Origin of the sequence: Pseudoalteromonas arabiensis, from assembly GCF_001550155.1 — a bacterium.
In the GTDB taxonomy this organism is placed as follows: Bacteria; Pseudomonadota; Gammaproteobacteria; order Enterobacterales; family Alteromonadaceae; genus Pseudoalteromonas; species Pseudoalteromonas arabiensis.
The window spans coordinates 229,219-246,497 of record NZ_LRUF01000008.1 but is presented as its reverse complement, the minus strand read 5'-3'; the positions used below and the strand labels follow the sequence as shown (position 1 = coordinate 246,497).

The window sequence follows — 17,279 nt, the reverse complement described above, 5'->3', positions numbered from 1 at the left end:
AAGTGATTTATTTATGCATCAACATATTGAAAAACTGTACTTAAGCGCCAAAAAAGAAAAAAAATTAATTGTTGGTCTGATGAGTGGAACCTCACTAGACGGCCTTGATATCGCGTTATGTGAGGTATCAGGACAGGGTATGAATACCCATGTTGACGTTATAAAATTCGCCACAGTTGACTACGACGATGATTATAAGTCACGAGTTAAACGGGTGTTTGCAAAGCGAGAGTGTGATCTTGAAGAGGTGACTCTACTAAACCCATGGATTGGTCAATTACATGGTGACATGGTTGCAAAAACCCTAGCCAAGTGGAATGTAGCGAAAGAGCTTGTCGATGTCATAGCAAGCCATGGACAAACGATTTACCACTGCCCAAAAAGTCAGCATAAGCGCCCAGAATATGGCAATGCAACATTACAAATTGGCGATAGTGATCACCTTGCTGTTGCTGCAGGAATCACCACTATTGGTGATTTTAGACAAAAACACATTGCAGCAGGAGGTGAAGGTGCCCCCCTTGCGGTGTATGGTGACTATTTGTATTTCACAAGCACCAGCGAAAACCGCATATTGCTTAATATGGGCGGTATTGCAAACTTGACCTACTTACCTAAATCAGCCGATGCGCGTGCTGTTTTTAGCTCAGATATAGGCCCTGGCAATACTATTATGGATGCATATATTCAGCGCCATTTTGCGCCGCTGCATTATGATAAAGATGCGGCAATCGCAAGCCAAGGAAAGGTGAGTGAATCTTTATTAAATGCGCTCTGTGATAATGCATTCTTCGGCCTTGCTTTTCCAAAAACCACAGGCCCCGAAGTGTTTAATTTAGGCTATTTAGCAGCGGCCCAAGCACGTAGCAACACCGAGCACTTGTCTCACTTTGATGTTATGGCAACACTGGTGCATTTTTCTGGGTTAATGATTGCCAAAGCAATAACTCAATGTAGTGACGGCCTTAGTCGAGTTGCAGTGTATGCAAGTGGTGGTGGGGTGCATAACCCATTATTAATGAAAGTTATTTTAGACAACTGCCCACAACTTTCAGCTATCAAAAACACAGATGAATTAGGTATAAACCCTGATGCCAAAGAGGCGGTGTTATTTGCTATTTTAGCAAATGAATGTTTGTCGGGTGGGCAACAGCGATTTGGTAATACCGAGCAAGGGATCCCCGATATTACCATGGGGAAAATTAGCTTTGCTGATTAGGCCCTAAAAAAAAGCCAAGAAGCTAGCGCCAATACTACTAATGTAATGGCGTAAGCTTTGCGCTTTATCTTGCTGCTTAGTTAAGTTTTCAGCTGTACAGCTGCTAGCAGCAAGGCTCACATCAAACTGCGCACTGTCTTTTAAAGTGGCATGCTTGCCATGTAGCATGAGTTGCAATACAAACTCGCCGTTATGCGCCACATTATTTAGTGTGAGCATAATAACGTGCTGCTCTAAATCGTTTTGTGTAAGTGTATGGGCAGTAAAATAGGCAGACTCTCGCGCATCAGGGCGTGTTGCACTGATAGAGATTACATCGCCCTGATGAGCATCATCTGGTAGCACGCAGCAAAAAACGACACGGTTTTGCTCATCGGCAATAAAATGCAATTGTTCATATTCTACAGTATGTGCAAGTGCAGCACACATAGGATCGTCACTAGAGGGGAGTGCAAACGAAAGTTGCACCAAGGCACTGTCCATTACTTCTTCATTACGTGGGTGATTAAATTAGCGTCAATTATTGATCAGTTAAATGACAAAATTATGACTATTGTCATAAAGCGTATTATTTATTTTAGTGTCTGTTCAACTTTGTACTTTCTGTTCCAAAACTGGAATGGTTTCTGACAAGGTTGGAATAGAAGGTATCTTTTGTAACAATAGAATATTTATATTTGGAAATGTATTACGTTATTTGTTAAAAGTATATTTACCAAATACATGATTGTGGCATCGGCAGAAAGGTGCTCAACACACGCACTATAAAGTTCTTATGTGCCATCGTGGTTATCATAGCTTATTGTACAAATTATTTAGGAAGTAGAATGAATAAACCTTTCTGGTTTCATATTATTAAGCAATGGAAAGACATGGGGAAAGGTGAGTACGGTGTGACTATTCCTTTTCTAGTAGGAGCACTTGCTTGCCATTTTGGTAAAGAGCCAACTAAAGAGTTTGTGGATGAAACTTTCGAAAACATAAAGAGCAACCCTGTTAATGGCTATTATTGTGAAGTTCGTTGGTGTGGAAATATCGATGAACCTGTAATTTCAGTAAAAGAGATAGATGAACTCGCTGATATTACTCTAGAAGCTTATTATAAAGTTGGTGGCATAGTTTCCCTTGGGTTTACTATGGATCTTATGGGAATGTTTCACTTAAACTGCGAAACTGCTCACGATTGTTTGTTAAAACTAATAACCTACTCGCTGGAGCATGTTAGTCAGGGTTGTTTTTCTAAAAACGCAGGGAAATTTACATCATTCACAGACGACGATTTAGTTTTTATAAACTTAGTTGAAGAGTTGTCCAGCACATAACAAGACCCAAACCAAAGGATTCAACACGGCAGACTTGCACTCATAGGTTGCTAAATTTAGCCTATTTTTCGTGCCAGTTAGATAAGCGTTAGTTTTCATCATATATCCAACGTATTTACCTTAAGGAATTATTTTAAATGGAAGTAAAAAAAATACTAATTTTAACCTTATTATTAACAGGTTGCTCTAGTATGCCTACCCCTGACGAACTATCCAAAACTGTACCAGATACGGTTAACTCTTCTTTCAATGAACCTACGGTAGTTGCAAAGTGCATAGCAGAAAAGTGGGAAAACTATTCTAATCTATTTGGTAATGCCATCATTACTTCTAGAAAGTTAGGTGATGGTGTTAGAGTAGCCATGCATACTCCAACAGCAGGCTTATATTTTATGGCTGATATTGATAAAACTGAGCAAGGCTCAAAAACTAAGACTTGGACAAGAGAAAGTTTAAGATCATATGTTCAGGATGAGTTTGATGCAGTAGTCAATTGTCAGTCTTAATCCGTTGAAAACTGAAAATTACTAAATGACACAAACGCTTGGCTTGAGCCCCTTCGTCGCTAATTGTAATCAAGTATATGTGCGCCCATTATTAAGTCGTTAACCTATCAAAGTTTTATGCGAAGTTCACCTTATACAACTATAAGACTCAAAGTGTTTCTGTCTCGAAATGATCTAGAACAATCATCTGTTTCAGCTATTAAGTAGACCTTAATAGCGAGCGCATATTTTGAATAGTTTTGAGGCAGAAACCACGTATATTCAGGTTATACCTTTTTCTGGAAGGGGCGTTCTATTGGCCACTTCTTTGCAAAACAATTTTAAGCCACTCAGCTCTGTAGGTTAACCAGAAACTTTTTGATATAGATTAAATGTGTGCCGCCCGTTTCTTGACCAATCATAATGTTCTAGTTACATTGGTTATAACTACTATTGCTACTTAAGCAAGAACAAAGGATTACCATCTCTCATGGAAGAAGTTAATAAGCAAAACCAAGGCAATATTGAGTTAGAAGTTGATGTGATTTCTACTTTTTCATTAGCTGCGCAGCAAAATTCATATTCAGTTTTGCGTAATATCCAAATCATTGTATCGGAATTTTACGACAAACCAGTTCTACGTAATTTAAAGTTAAGATTGAATGCCATTGAAGGTTGGTTAGACTCCTCAGAGTGGCTTATTGATGAAGTGATTTCTGGGCAGTCAGTTAAATTACCAGTCAAAGAACTTAAATTTCCTTTTGAAACACTTTTTGGCCTCACCGAAGAAGTTCTTCTAGGGCTTAAGTTTGAGCTACTGGATGATGAAAACCTTCTCCTGTGTAGTAGTGAGCATAAAGTGAGTATTCTCCCCGCCAATTTTTGGGGGGGAGAGAGTCGTCAGCCAGATTTACTAGCGGCTTTTGTAAAGCCAAATGGTTTATACGTAGAGTCTTTAGTTAGAAAAGTCGCTTTACTTTTAGAAAGTAGTGGCCATGGACGCTCAGTAGATGGGTATCAGTCGAACACTAGAGAAAAGCCATATTTGATGCTTGCTGCGCTTTGGAATGTTATTTTTCAAGAAAAGTTAGCATATGTCAGCCCTCCTCAAGGCTTCGCAAAAACAGGCCAACGAATTCGTCTAGCAGCGGATATCAGCCAATCTAAAATGGCCGCTTGTTTAGATTCTTCTGTCTTATTTGCAAGTTGTATAGAAGCTATGGGTCTAAATCCTGTGGTGGCTATCACTAGTGGGCATGCTTTTGCTGGTGCTTGGTTAATTGATGAGAAGTTGCCAATTCTTTGTAATGATGATCCACAGGATATAAGAAAGCGCGTGGATAACCGAGATTTAGTCTTGTTTGAAACAACGCTTGTAACAAATGCTTCCCCTGTTACATTTGAACAAGCAAAAGATTATGCCAGAAATTTACTTGACGAGGATAAAGAAGAAGAGTTTGTAATGGTTTTAGATATTGGCCAAGCACGAGCTCAGTCAATTAAACCGTTATCAACTATAGAAGAGGCTAAAGCTGAAACTGAATCAGTAGATGAAACTGTTGAACTTACTTTACCTGAAGTTCCTCCTTTACCTCCCGTTCGTGCTGAAGAGCGTGTTGTCGAAGAAAGCCCTGAAACACGCATTGACTCATGGTGCCGAAAGCTTCTTGATTTAACTAAGAGAAATAAACTTTTAAATTTCAATGATAAGTCGGTATGTATAAAGTTATATTGTCCTGATATAGCTAATATGGAAGATATGTTGGCGGATGGGACAAAGTTTAAATTCTTATCAACTCAAGAAAGTCCATATTTTGATTCAGAACGAGACAGTGAGTTATTTCGTTTCCAAACCGGCTCGGAAATACATAAAGAGTACGCTCTTAATCAGTTAAATAATAAAATTTTATTAGCTAATCAGCCTCCTAAAAAGGTAGAAAAAAATGCTATCGAGCTATTTCGGAAAGCAAAAAATGATTTAGAAGAAAGTGGTTCAAATACACTTTTCTTAGCACTGGGTTTCCTTAAGTGGAAAGAGAACCCAGAGGATACCCGAAGCTTTAAAGCCCCATTAATTCTTATTCCAGTCAACCTCACTCGAAAAAGTGCTCGAGCTCCCATTTATGTTGAGCAATTACAAGGTGAGGAAGCAATCTTTAATCTTACTTTAATCGAGTTTTTGCTATCTGAGCACGATATCAACTTAAATGTATTTAAAGATGAGCTGCCTGAAGATGAAAGTGGGATAGATGTCCCATTTATTTGGAGTCAGGTAAGGCAGGCTGTCAGTGAGCAAAAGGGATTTGAGGTAGTTGAGGAATTAGTTTTATCTTCATTTTCATTTGCAAAATATTTGATGTGGAAAGATTTAAGAGACAGGTTGGATGACTTAAAAGAAAATCGATTTGTTCAGCACTTAGTAGAAAGTCCAAAAGATGCTTATATTCAATCAGCTGAGTTTGTTGAACAACATCAAGTTGATGAGGCTATAGACCCTGCTGAAGTGTTTACGCCACTTAATTGTGATAGTTCGCAATTAGTTGCTGTTGATGCTTCAGCAAAAGAGCAAGATTTTGTACTTGAAGGACCTCCGGGGACAGGTAAATCCGAAACAATAGCTAACATTATCGCTCATAATATTGGTAAGGGGCGGAAGGTTTTATTTGTAGCTGAAAAAATGGCTGCATTGAATGTAGTATACAAGCGATTGCAAAAAGTAGGTTTGGACCATCTATGTTTAGAACTTCACAGCAATAAAGCGAACAAAAAGATCGTTTTAGAGCAGCTAGCTCAGGCTTGGCAATCAAGAGAGGGATTAAATCCTAGTGCGTGGTCTATGCATGTTTCTGAGCTTAAGGATAAAAAAGATAAGTTAAATGATTATGTGAGAGAGCTACATAAAAAATCACAGTCAGGAGTATCCGTTCGAGACGCAATATCAAGGCTTGCTCTTCTTAAGGGGAAAGTCAAACTTAACTTAAATTGGCCATTAGATTTAAGTGCAGATAAAACCTTAAAAAGTGACTTGAACACACTAAATGAAATCGTTTTGCAGCTTAAAATTGCCTTTGAAGATATTCAAGAACTCGACTTTACTAGCTTCTCTTATATAAATGCTACTGCATGGTCAAATGTTTGGCAAAGCCAGCTAATAAATAAAGTTGAAGCTTGGTTTATTGAATTTGAAAGTATTACAGATAAATTCCAATCGGCTCTTTCTACCCTAGGCATCGATGCACCTGAGCTGAACAACAAGAATTTCTTGGCCTTGAATTCATTTTATGAATTAAAAGAACTTGTGAAATACCGTGATATAACTTTTGTCTTAAAATCAGGCTTTAACGAACGATTTGAGCTTATAGAGAACTTAGCTATCAAAAAAGAAAAGTTAGATGAGCTTATTAGCAAGCTAAGTAGCAATATTGAAGTTAGTCAGCTATTGAAAGCTCCAATAAGCAGGTGGTATTCAGAATATGAAGCTGCAAATAGTAGTTGGCTTAAATCTCTATTTGCTAAGTGGAAAGTTAATAAACAAGCAAATGAGTTTGGGTTTAAGAAGTTTAGTGATCTTTCTATTTTAGCTGAGCTATTAGAAGCAAAGCAGCTTGCCAATGATATTTCTGAAACTAATGGTGAACTTGAAGCGTTAGGTATTTGGAAAGGTTGGTTAACAACTTCGAAAGACTTAATAGCTACCGTGGAGTTCGGAAGAAAAGTAAAAGCTAAGTTAAATAGCGCTCTTTCATTATGTAATGACCCAACAGAAGCTTTAATAGAAATTAAAAAGCAATTTGTTGACGGCAGAGATTTTATTGAAAACTCTCAACTAGAGGCTAAATTAGATGATTTCGCCTCTAGTTATAAAGAATTTGAACAGGCGCACAATAACTTACTCGATTTCAATGTTACAGATACTTCAGGTTCAAATTTAACTGAATTAAGTCAAGCCTTAAGTGTAATAAAAAACAATCAAGCGAAACTTAAAAGCTGGTGTGAATGGGTTAGCGCCAAAGATCAAGCTAATAGCGTAGGTTTAGACTCTGTTGAGCAGGCATTAAGCCAAGGTGTTATTTCATCTTCAGAATTACTAGAGCAATTTGAATTAGCTTATTTTTCTTGGCTTGCACCTCTTTTGATTGATGACAGTGAAATTTTAAGAGAATTTAAGGCTTCAACACATGAAGCTACTATTGAAGCATTCCGTAAATTAGATGAAAAAGTAGCTGAAGTAACAAGTGATTACATTATTGCTCTGGCTTCAAGTCGAGTGCCAACTAGTGAAATCAAAGATGCTAAAAACGACCGTCACTTCGGAGTTTTGTCGAAAGAGATCCAGAAAAAAACTCGTCATATCCCAATTAGATCTTTGATTAAAGAGCTTGGTGAGTCATTGCTGGAGCTTACTCCATGTATGATGATGTCACCGTTATCTGTTGCTCAATTTCTGCCATCAGACTTTAGAGGATTTGACCTAGTTGTGTTTGATGAAGCATCTCAAATGACAACATGGGATTCTGTCGGCTCAATTGCCAGAGGGCGTAATGTAATTATTGTCGGTGATCCTAAACAAATGCCTCCAACCAACTTCTTCGCGGCCGGCACTTCCGATGCCCCAGATGAAGAAGATCTTGAATCTATTTTAGATCAAGCTTTAGCTGCTCGATTACCGCTAAAAAGGTTGATGGGTCACTACCGAAGCAAACATGAGACTCTAATTGCATTCTCAAACAGCAAGTACTATGAAAACTCATTAGTAACTTACCCATCATCAGAGACAAAAGAGTCAGCTGTTTCTTTACATCGGGTTAATGGCCTTTATGCAAAGGCCAAGGGTCGGAACAATATCAAAGAAGCACAGGCTGTTGTAAATGAAATCACTAAGCGATTGCTCAACAAGCAGCAACAGAAATTGTCAATTGGTGTTGTTACTTTAAACACAGAGCAACAACGCACTATTGAAGACTTACTCGATGATGCTAGAAGGAATAACCCAAAAATTGAAAAGTATTTCCATGAAGCAGAAACTAGAGAGCCTGTTTTTGTTAAAAACTTAGAGTCAGTTCAAGGTGATGAGCGAGATATCATAATGCTTAGTTTAGGTTATGGTCCTACTGAGCCAGAAGCGAAAACAATGAGTATGAACTTCGGTCCATTAAACAAACAAGGTGGGGAGCGAAGACTTAATGTTGCCATTACGAGAGCAACGACAGAAGTCGTAATTTTCAGTAGTTTTGACTCTTCAATGATTGATTTGAGCCGCACCTCTTCAACTGCTATTGAACATTTAAAACATTATTTAGAGTTTGCTGAAAGAGGGCCAATTTCACTTGCGGAAAGCACTTCGGCTCGTTACGGAGTGGATCAGTTTGATAGTGATTTTGAACAAGCCGTTGCAAACGAATTACGCAACATGGGTTGGAAGGTCCAAACACAGGTTGGTGTCAGTAAGTTCAGAGTTGATTTAGGGATTCTTCATCCTGATAAACCCGGATGCTACATTGCAGGTGTCGAATGCGATGGTGTTACATATCACGGCTCACCAGCAGCTAGAGATAGAGATCGTGTAAGACAAATAATTCTTGAAAGTTTAGGTTGGAATATCGTTAGGCTCTGGTCTACGGATTATTTTGTAGATTCAGAAACCGCACTTAAAAAGTTAGATTCAAAGTTAAACGAAATACTTGCTACTGAAAGAGAAAAGGATAGTTTGTTAGAAGCAGAAGCAGAAGCAGAAGCAGAAGCAGAAGCAGAAGCAGAAGCAGAAGCAGAAGCAGAAGCAGAAGCAGAGGTGCTAATAACGGCTGCTAATACTAATTACAAAACATCTTCAGCTCAACATGAAACATCTCTTTTATCAAATACTCAACAGCTTACCAGTAATGTGCTTGATGCAAGCAACTACTTTAAAGAAGAGTATAAGTCACGGTTAACTGAAATTGCACAAGAAACATTGAAAGAAAGGCCCGGTATCACATTACATACTTTGGCATTGGAGATTGCTAACTTACATGGCTTAACACGCACTAGTAAAAAGCAAGTTGATTACATTTATGAGCTTTTAAAGCCATGGGCAGGAATTAAAGAGAATTCGGGTTTCTCGCCAACAGTTTGGTTATCGCCAGAAGATACTTGCGAGTTAATACATTGGCGAGGTGTGAACGCGTTTGGGTATGAAAGAAACTGGAAAGAGCTTGCTTTTGAAGAAGCTCTGGGCTTAGCAACTTTTGCTAAAACTAATAATAGCTCAAACCCTGTAGAAGAGATGTGCTCTGAACTCGGCTTAAAAAGAAAGCATGAAACTACTATTAAGCAATTTGAGCAGTGGCTTTCGCTTGTCGAATAGGTTTTACTGACTTTCAGTGGATGCTTTATTTCAAAAGGAGTTTTTGAAAAATTGAATGATAAAGTACTAGAACTAAGTGAAGTAACTAGCAGACAAAGAAGAAATTTACTTTTAACTTCCGTTGCTTTGATGCTAACCAGTCATGCAGGTGTAACCTTTGGTGATAACTTTAGGTGCATATGTAACAAGTATCTAAGGCGTACTTAAGACACGTATAACTATCTTTGTATCAAAACAAACCCATCAATAAATCTGGTATTCACCTTTAGGTTTATTGCTATACATGAACGACTCGAGTTCCGATTTAAGTACTTCGACGATATCGGTTGTAAACGGTGTTCTTATTTCGCCAGAGTCTAAATACCTCAGTAAATCAACTTCATGTTTAATAGCTGACTGAATTGAGTAAGTAATAGGGTAGGTGACTTTAAACTGCTGATGTGAGACGACGTTATCAGGGTTTTCTATGTCAACATAGAAGGTTAGCTGTTCATTTTCTTCACAAATATCACTGCAAGTACCATGGTCTCGAATGTAATCCATGACTATATTTTTAATGAAAATATCGAACTCATTCATATTAATCCCTCAATATTTGCCCGTCCATTGGGTACAACTAAAATCTAGCAAAGAATAATAAATCTAGCCAACGCTATTTTGCAGATTTTTGGTTAACCCTCTCTGAATAAGGGTTAATAAAACAGTAGAAGGAGTAATTAATTCAGCTCTTTACAGTAGTTTTTCATGAGGGTTTAGATAGAACATCTTCTTCCATCCTTGGGTTTCATTTGTCATTAACCAAGGCAGTGGTAGCAGAGATAAAATTGAATAGTGAACGTGTGACGGTTTACCAATTGCGTTGCCAGAATTACCTAATGTGCCGATGGTATCACCTATTTTAACAAGGCTCCCACTCGCGACTGAAAGGCTATCTAGGTGAGAAAAGTAATGAATACGCCACTTAGGCCCTAAAATAGCAATTGCTTTACCACCCTTGTTGAGATGACCTGAAAAAACAACTATGCCAGAGCTTGCAGCTGAAATGGGGGTTCCCTTCTCGCCAAATATATCTATACCTTTATGTACAACAGAAGAGCCCCAAGGCTCGAACCAAAAAGTTTCATGGTTCCAATCATTCGGTGTCGCTCCTTTAACAGGAATAATGATTTTTTCTGGTATCAACATGCCAATTAAGATTATCAAGCCTAAAGTAAGGAAACTATATTTTATGTATTTCATTGTCTTATCCATGACATATTTTTAATTAAAGCTGACCCATTAAACTCATTAATAGTCTAAAAAACAATACAAAACAACGCCACCTGTTGTTTGGAACACTCTGATTCATAATAAGGGGTTTAATTTTTATGTATCTTAAACTGAATTTTATCTTTCAGTTTAAAGCGTGAGCCGTAAAAGGGAGGAAAGTGCTTCAAGGTGTGGTGAAGCACTTTTAATAAATAGATTAATGTGTAGATTTAAGAATAACGTGGGGAGCGAGCTTATTAACTACGCGCCTAATTCAGCTCTTACGATTTCAGCACCTTGACTAAGTGCGCTTAGTTTAGCTCTAGCTATATCTCTTGAAAGCGGTGCCATACCGCAGTTGGTGCAGGGGTAGAGTTTGTCAGCATCTACATATTTGAGAGCTTCGCGCAACGTTGCGGCCACTTCATCGGGTGTTTCAATATCAGTGGTTGCCACATCAATTGCACCAACCATTACTTTTTTACCGCGAATAAGTTCAAGCAGTTCAATAGGTACACGAGAGTTGTGACACTCCAGCGAAATAATATCGATATTCGATTTTTGTAGTTTTGGAAACACTTCTTCGTATTGACGCCATTCACTCCCAAGCGTTTGTTTCCAATCTGTGTTTGCTTTGATGCCATAGCCGTAGCAAATGTGTACGGCTGTTTCGCACTTTAAGCCTTCGATTGCTCTTTCTAGACACTTGATGCCCCAGTCATTTACATCATCAAAAAATACATTAAACGCAGGCTCATCAAATTGAATAATATCAACGCCAGCGGCTTCGAGCTCTTTGGCTTCTTGATTGAGAATTTTGGCAAATTCCCAAGCCAGCTTTTCTCGGCTTTGATAGTGGGCGTCATACAAGGTGTCTATCATTGTCATAGGGCCTGGCAATGCCCACTTTATTGGCTGTTTGGTTTGTGAACGTAAAAATTTAGCGTCTTCAACAAACACCGACTTACTGCGTGATACCGGCCCAATGACGCTTGGTACACTTGCCTCGTAGCGATTGCGAATAGTAACTGTTTTACGGTTTTCAAAGTCAACACCATTCAAATGTTCAATAAAGGTGGTTACAAAGTGTTGGCGTGTTTGCTCACCGTCGCTGACAATATCAACGCCAGCCTGTTGTTGCTCTTGCAGGGCTACACGTAGCGCATCTTGTTTGCCATCAATAAGCTCTGCGCCTTGTAACTTCCATGGCGACCATAGAGTTTCGGGTTCAGCGAGCCAAGAAGGTTTTGGTAAGCTGCCCGCTGTCGATGTTGGTAATAATTTTTTCATGTTAACTCTCATTAAATCGCGTAGTTAGCCGACCACTGTTCCAAAACTGATTGATAAGGCTTAATAAAGTGCTGTTCAGTAAACTTACCTTGAGCAATAGCAAGTTGGCTGCGTTCTTCGCGGTCATAAACTATCTGTGTGATAGAGTGATCGGCATTTCGTAAATTTGGTTGATACTTGCTACCCGCTACGGCGTTTGCGTTATAGATCTCCGGTCGATAAATCTTTTGGAATGTTTCCATGGTACTGATTGTGCTGATTAGCTCTAAATTAGTGTAATCATTCAATAAGTCACCAAAGAAATAGAACGCCAACGGTGCAACGCTGTTTGGTGGCATAAAGTAACGAACTTGTAAGCCCATCTTTTTGAAATACTGTTCTGTGAGTGACGATTCATTAGGTTGATACTCGACACCTAAAACAGGGTGGTGATTTTCAGTACGGTGATATGTTTTATTGTCAGAAACGCTTAGGCAAATAACCGGAGGCTTCTTGAAGTGCTGTTTATAAGTTTCTGAATCAATAAAGTATTTGAATAACTTACCGTGTAGATCGCCAAAGTTATCTGGAATACTAAATTCTTCTCTGCTTTTATTGTGATCAAGTAATAGCACACTAAAATCATAATCACGGACATACGATGAGAAGTTGTTACCAACAATTCCCTCAATACGTTCATTGGTTTTATGGTCAATGATATTGGTCTTTAAAACTTCAATTGAAGGAAACGCTTCACCACTACCTGCAATATCTAAATCAACAGAGACAATTTCAAGCTCAACAGAATAGCGGTTGCCTTGTGGATTATCCCAATTTGCCAGTGCATTGAAACGGTTATCTATCATTTTTAATGCATTACGTAAGTTCTGCTGGCGACTTTCGCCACGTGCTAGGTTAGCGAAGTTAGTGGTAATACGGGTGCTGTTTGACGGTTGGTAATTTTCGTCAAGGCGAATACTCTTAATTGTAAATGAGAAATTATGTTTCATGGCAATGTACCTAATGTCCTGAGATAAATGATTGCTGCTCACCTTCCTTTAATAGCTAGGTCATTAACCTTGAGGTGGCTTGGGTATCTATTTATACGTGCCCCGCATCATGAAGAAAAACGTTTTTATTTCAGGTAAAACATGAATTTGATTCATACCTGAATGAGGTGATTAGTTTATCGAGTGGCAAAGAGAGGATAATATCTGGAAAAATACCTTTGAATGTCTAGATGGCTAGATGTTTTTATTGGTGTTGTGATTTTTTCATATAAAACGTGAGTAATATTCACCCCTTATCATTGTCTTCATAGTCATTTGTGCTGCTTTAAGTTGTTATACTCGGCTCCCTAACTAATAACAAAGACAAGTAAAATGAATGAATTAATCGTGTTAATACTAGCTTGTGCGATACTCGGCAGTGGTGTTGGCTTTTTGGCAGGGCTCTTGGGGATCGGTGGTGGCTTAGTGATCGTGCCGATATTAAGTATGATACTGCTGCATTTTCAGGTGTTGCCAGCAGAGCAAGTTGTGCTGGTGGCTATTGCTACATCGCTCGCTTCAATCCTGTTTACTTCAACATCATCAGCCATTGCTCACCATAAAAATGGCAATGTGCCTTGGCAGCTTGCGCCTTGGGTTATGACAGGAGTTGCATTAGGCGCACTGATAAGTGGTTTCTTAGCAGCGTTATTACCGCAAAATGTAGTACGAATTGTGTTTGCGGTAAGTGTGGTGCTTATTGCATTAAAAATGATTTTTGGCAGTAAAAATGATGCCCAAACAGCTCGCGCATTACCAAATAAAGGGCTTTTAACGTTTTATACAACAATCACAGGCGGTTTATCTGCCATGATAGGCATTGGTGGTGGTGCCGTGTTGGTACCGCTACTCACGTTTTTCTCGGTCGATATGAAAAAAGCTATTGGCTGCGCCTCGGCGTGCGGTATTGTGATTGCCCTGTTTGGCTCAGTGGGTTACATCAGTTCGGGCAGTCAGTACTTTACGTTAAAAGAGGGCTTTGCTGGTTTTGTTTATTTACCTGCCTTGTTTGGGATTGTCTGTACTTCGTGGTTTACCGCGCCGTTAGGGGCAAAAGCGACGCATCACTTGCCAGTATCTACTATTAAAAAAATCTTTGCAGGATTGTTGGTTATTATGGCTGTGAACATGCTTACTCGGTGATAACTGAAAACGGTAAAGTGAGCCCTTAAAATATATTAACTTGGGCTTTTTTTACCTTTGTGTTGATTACGAATAAACCAGCGCATAGCGCCAAGTATAAATAACACACCTACAGCTAAGCCGCTGAAAAGCCAAGTTATACGTCCAGTTAAATTAAGAAAACTACCATCATGTATAGGATGAAGCCAATTTAAAATAGTAGTGCTGGTGCCTTGTTTCTGGTAATCGAATACCTCTGAAATTTCACCTGTATGGCCGTCAATATAGACATAGCTGTGCGGAAAACGGCGCGATGGGTCACCCTTTGTTTGCACTCTAACTCGATAATAAAACGGGTTGCCGTTTGTTGCGGGTGTTTCTATCCATGCACCTCTTGAGTTAGGTAAAGTATTTAGTGCTAAACTCAATGCTGTATTGGGTTCAATGATAGTGTTATCTGCATCAGTACCATAAGGATTTACAGGAGCCTCCGCTGTGTCTATTGGCCCTGTTATTTTTATTAAAATTGCCGTTGACTCTTTAGGGAGTGCTAACATTACGCCAGTAACTGACAAAATGACTAAGGGTATTATAAAAATCAGCCCAAGCAATTTATGCCAATCGTAAAGCCTGCCGATAGGCGATGGGCGTTTTTTAAATTTAATTTGTCTTTGCCATTGCCCTCGTTTTGGCCACCATGCAAATAAGCCACTGAATAACAAGTATAAAATAGCTAAACCTGCGTAGCCTAAAAGCCAAGTTCCCGTGTTACCTAGTAGTAAAGTGAAGTGCAGGTTATACAGCCACGTCATTAAGTATTGACCCCAATAATCGTGACGTAGAATTGTATTGCCATCACGTGAGAGCCACACCATTAACGGCGCAAATTCGAGGTGCTGTGTTTCAGGCGGATTGTAATATCGAGCGGGAATTAGCTCTGCATTTGCCGTTACTTCAAAACGCCAACTACCTTGTTTATCTGGATATTGTTTACGCAGGGTATTCAGTGCGTTACTAAAATTAGGCGAAGCGTTGCTCTGCAACTTGGAATGGGAGATGTTTAAGCTTTGATCAAGCTCGTCGTAAAATACTAATAACGAACCTGTTAGTGCGATAACACAAAATAATAACCCAAGGCTCAGGCCAAGCCATTTGTGTATACGGCGGTGCAGTTTTCGCCAGTTGAGCATTGAGAACCCCTTATGATTACTGGCTTTATTCAATATGCCAAGAAATATTATTTCATAAATTAATTGCGCTGGGCAATGCGACAAAATGTCACAGTCGCTCTCAAATAAGGTCAGACAAGGTTTGCTTTATTTATATAACAAAATTATTATATAAATAAATTGTTATGGAGTGACCATGAAAGTTCTCTTTTTATGTATAGAAAATTCAGCTCGTTCAATTATGGCTGAGGCATTACTTAAACATCATGGTAAAGGTGAGTTTGAAGTGTTTAGTGCAGGTACAGAACCTTATGCGGTAGACCCTCGTACGCTTGCGGCGATTGAGCATTTTGGTTTAAAAACCGATAACTTACACTCAAAGCACTTAAACGATGTAACTAATCTGCATTTTGATTACGTTATTACCTTATGTGATGACGCTACAAAAGAATGCGCCAATCGCGTCGATGGCAGCCATTGCCTTGCGTGGGACTTTGCAGATCCTAAATCTCGCTCCGAACCTCACGCTTTTGAAAAAACCTTGCAAGAGATCAATGAGCGAATTAAACAGTTTGTACAATCCCATAACAAAGAAAAGCCCGTCTCTATTTCGCCAACCACATTTTATAAAGCGCTTGCAGATGATATTCGTTTAAAAAGCTTATTACTTATCGCCGTTGAGCAAGAGGTTTGCGTGTGTGAATTAATGACGGCACTTAATGAGCAAAGCCAACCAAAGGTTTCAAGGCATTTAGCGCAGCTGAAAAAGCAGGGCATTTTGTCGGATAGAAAACACCAGCAGTGGGTGTTTTACTCTTTAAACCCGACTCTACCTATGTGGATGAAACAAACAATTACCTCGACCGTAGTAAACGAACCGAATTTTATAGAGAACGAGTTAGCAAGGCTAAATGCGATGGGAGATGATCGCCCAACCCGTGTTGCTCGCTGTTGTAATTAAACAAAGCGGTTTGCTGTTAACTGTCGGCAAACTCGGTAAACAAGTTAGACAATTTTCAAAAAGTAGGAGCTTAATAATGGCAATTAAAGTAGGCATTAATGGTTTTGGCCGTATGGGTCGTTTATCGCTAAGAGCAGCGTTTGCATGGGACGACGTTGAGTTTGTGCAAATTAATGACCCTGCGGGTGATGCAGCAACACTGGCTCACTTACTAAAATATGATTCGGTACACGGTATTTGGCCTCATGAGGTTGAAAGTAACGATAACGCAGTGATTATCGATGGTCACGAAATTAATGTCACACAAAATAAAGCAATTGCAGACACTGATTGGTCTGGCTGCGATATCGTTATTGAAGCCTCGGGCGTGATGAAAAAAAACGAGTTACTGCAAGCCTACCTTGAACAAGGTGTGAAAAAAGTTGTTGTCACTGCGCCTGTAAAAGAAGACGGCGTGTTAAACGTTGTAATGGGTGTAAACGATGATTTATACGATGTACAGCAGCACGATATTGTGACTGCGGCATCATGCACTACCAACTGTTTAGCGCCTGTGGTTAAAGTACTGCAAGAAAAAATTGGCATCAAACATGGTTCAATGACGACCATTCACGATATCACTAATACGCAAACTATCTTAGATGCGCCGCATAAAGATTTACGCCGTGCTCGCGCATGTGGCATGAGCTTAATTCCAACTACAACAGGCTCTGCAACAGCGATTACACATATTTTCCCTGAACTTAAAGGCAAATTAAACGGCCACGCGGTTCGTGTGCCTTTAGCGAATGCATCAATCACAGACTGTGTGTTTGAAGTTGAAAAGCCGACTACCGCTGAGCAAATTAACCAATGGATGCAAGAAGCCGCAGAGGGTGAGCTAAAAGGCATTTTAGGCTATGAAGAAAAGCCACTTGTTTCTATCGATTACAAAACAGATCCACGCTCAAGCATTGTTGATGCGTTATCAACTATGGTTGTGAACGAGACACAAGTTAAGCTGTATGTTTGGTACGATAACGAATGGGGTTATGCAAACCGCACTGCCGAACTTGCCCGTAAAGTTGCGTTATCATTAAAAGGTTAAAACCA

13 protein-coding genes are annotated in these 17,279 nt (G+C 39.3%); 7 read left to right on the top strand and 6 right to left on the bottom strand.

The genetic code is table 11. The features are described from left to right. Nucleotides 1–13: 13 nt before the first annotated feature. Nucleotides 14–1,219 carry an anhydro-N-acetylmuramic acid kinase gene (locus tag PAARA_RS03725; RefSeq protein ID WP_062567730.1) on the top strand — a complete coding sequence of 402 codons (1,206 nt, stop codon included), beginning with the start codon at nt 14–16 and terminating at the stop codon, nt 1,217–1,219. Between the two features lie 3 nt (nt 1,220–1,222). On the opposite strand, the gene PAARA_RS03720 is transcribed toward PAARA_RS03725, so the two are convergent. Then, nucleotides 1,223–1,702: a hypothetical protein gene (locus tag PAARA_RS03720; protein WP_062567729.1), complete on the bottom strand. Its 480-nt coding sequence runs from the start codon at nt 1,700–1,702 to the stop codon at nt 1,223–1,225. 344 nt (nt 1,703–2,046) lie between these two features. Here PAARA_RS03720 and PAARA_RS03715 point away from each other — a divergent pair, with 344 nt between their 5' ends. The 3 genes from PAARA_RS03715 to PAARA_RS03705 all read left to right on the top strand — a co-directional run bounded on the left by PAARA_RS03715 (nt 2,047) and on the right by PAARA_RS03705 (nt 9,369). Then, on the top strand, nt 2,047–2,541 hold the full coding sequence (locus tag PAARA_RS03715; protein WP_062567728.1) for a hypothetical protein: 495 nt from the start codon (nt 2,047–2,049) through the stop codon (nt 2,539–2,541). A gap of 137 nt (nt 2,542–2,678) precedes the next feature. Continuing rightward, a complete protein-coding gene (locus PAARA_RS03710) occupies nt 2,679–3,047 on the top strand; it encodes a hypothetical protein (protein ID WP_062567727.1) in 369 nt (122 codons plus the stop codon). 469 nt (nt 3,048–3,516) lie between these two features. Continuing rightward, a complete protein-coding gene (locus PAARA_RS03705; RefSeq protein ID WP_062567726.1) occupies nt 3,517–9,369 on the top strand; it encodes a DUF4011 domain-containing protein in 5,853 nt (1,950 codons plus the stop codon). Between the two features lie 243 nt (nt 9,370–9,612). On the opposite strand, the gene PAARA_RS03700 is transcribed toward PAARA_RS03705, so the two are convergent. The 4 genes from PAARA_RS03700 to PAARA_RS03685 form a co-directional block, all read right to left on the bottom strand. Further along, nucleotides 9,613–9,948: a hypothetical protein gene (locus tag PAARA_RS03700; protein WP_062567725.1), complete on the bottom strand. Its 336-nt coding sequence runs from the start codon at nt 9,946–9,948 to the stop codon at nt 9,613–9,615. A 150-nt stretch (nt 9,949–10,098) separates the two neighbouring features. After that, a complete protein-coding gene (locus PAARA_RS03695; protein ID WP_083515246.1) occupies nt 10,099–10,608 on the bottom strand; it encodes a M23 family metallopeptidase in 510 nt (169 codons plus the stop codon). A gap of 270 nt (nt 10,609–10,878) precedes the next feature. Next, nucleotides 10,879–11,907, bottom strand: a complete 1,029-nt coding sequence (locus tag PAARA_RS03690; RefSeq protein ID WP_062568154.1) for a methionine synthase — start codon at nt 11,905–11,907, stop codon at nt 10,879–10,881. 11 nt (nt 11,908–11,918) lie between these two features. Next, nucleotides 11,919–12,896 carry a DUF1852 domain-containing protein gene (locus PAARA_RS03685; protein WP_062567724.1) on the bottom strand — a complete coding sequence of 326 codons (978 nt, stop codon included), beginning with the start codon at nt 12,894–12,896 and terminating at the stop codon, nt 11,919–11,921. Between the two features lie 372 nt (nt 12,897–13,268). Here PAARA_RS03685 and PAARA_RS03680 point away from each other — a divergent pair, with 372 nt between their 5' ends. Continuing rightward, nucleotides 13,269–14,078, top strand: a complete 810-nt coding sequence (locus PAARA_RS03680) for a sulfite exporter TauE/SafE family protein (protein ID WP_062567723.1) — start codon at nt 13,269–13,271, stop codon at nt 14,076–14,078. A gap of 35 nt (nt 14,079–14,113) precedes the next feature. Here the strand turns inward: PAARA_RS03680 and PAARA_RS03675 are convergent, their stop codons facing one another. Continuing rightward, nucleotides 14,114–15,247: a PepSY-associated TM helix domain-containing protein gene (locus PAARA_RS03675; RefSeq protein ID WP_062567722.1), complete on the bottom strand. Its 1,134-nt coding sequence runs from the start codon at nt 15,245–15,247 to the stop codon at nt 14,114–14,116. Between the two features lie 175 nt (nt 15,248–15,422). On the opposite strand from PAARA_RS03675, the gene PAARA_RS03670 reads away from it, so the two are divergent. Together PAARA_RS03670 and PAARA_RS03665 are read left to right on the top strand one after the other, a co-directional pair. After that, complete coding sequence (locus PAARA_RS03670) at nt 15,423–16,187, top strand: metalloregulator ArsR/SmtB family transcription factor (RefSeq protein ID WP_062567721.1); 765 nt, start codon at nt 15,423–15,425, stop codon at nt 16,185–16,187. Nucleotides 16,188–16,263: 76 nt separating this feature from the next. Then, entirely contained in the window at nt 16,264–17,274 is a 1,011-nt protein-coding gene (locus PAARA_RS03665; RefSeq protein ID WP_062567720.1) for an ArsJ-associated glyceraldehyde-3-phosphate dehydrogenase, read from the top strand. The last annotated feature ends 5 nt before the right edge of the window (nt 17,275–17,279 follow it).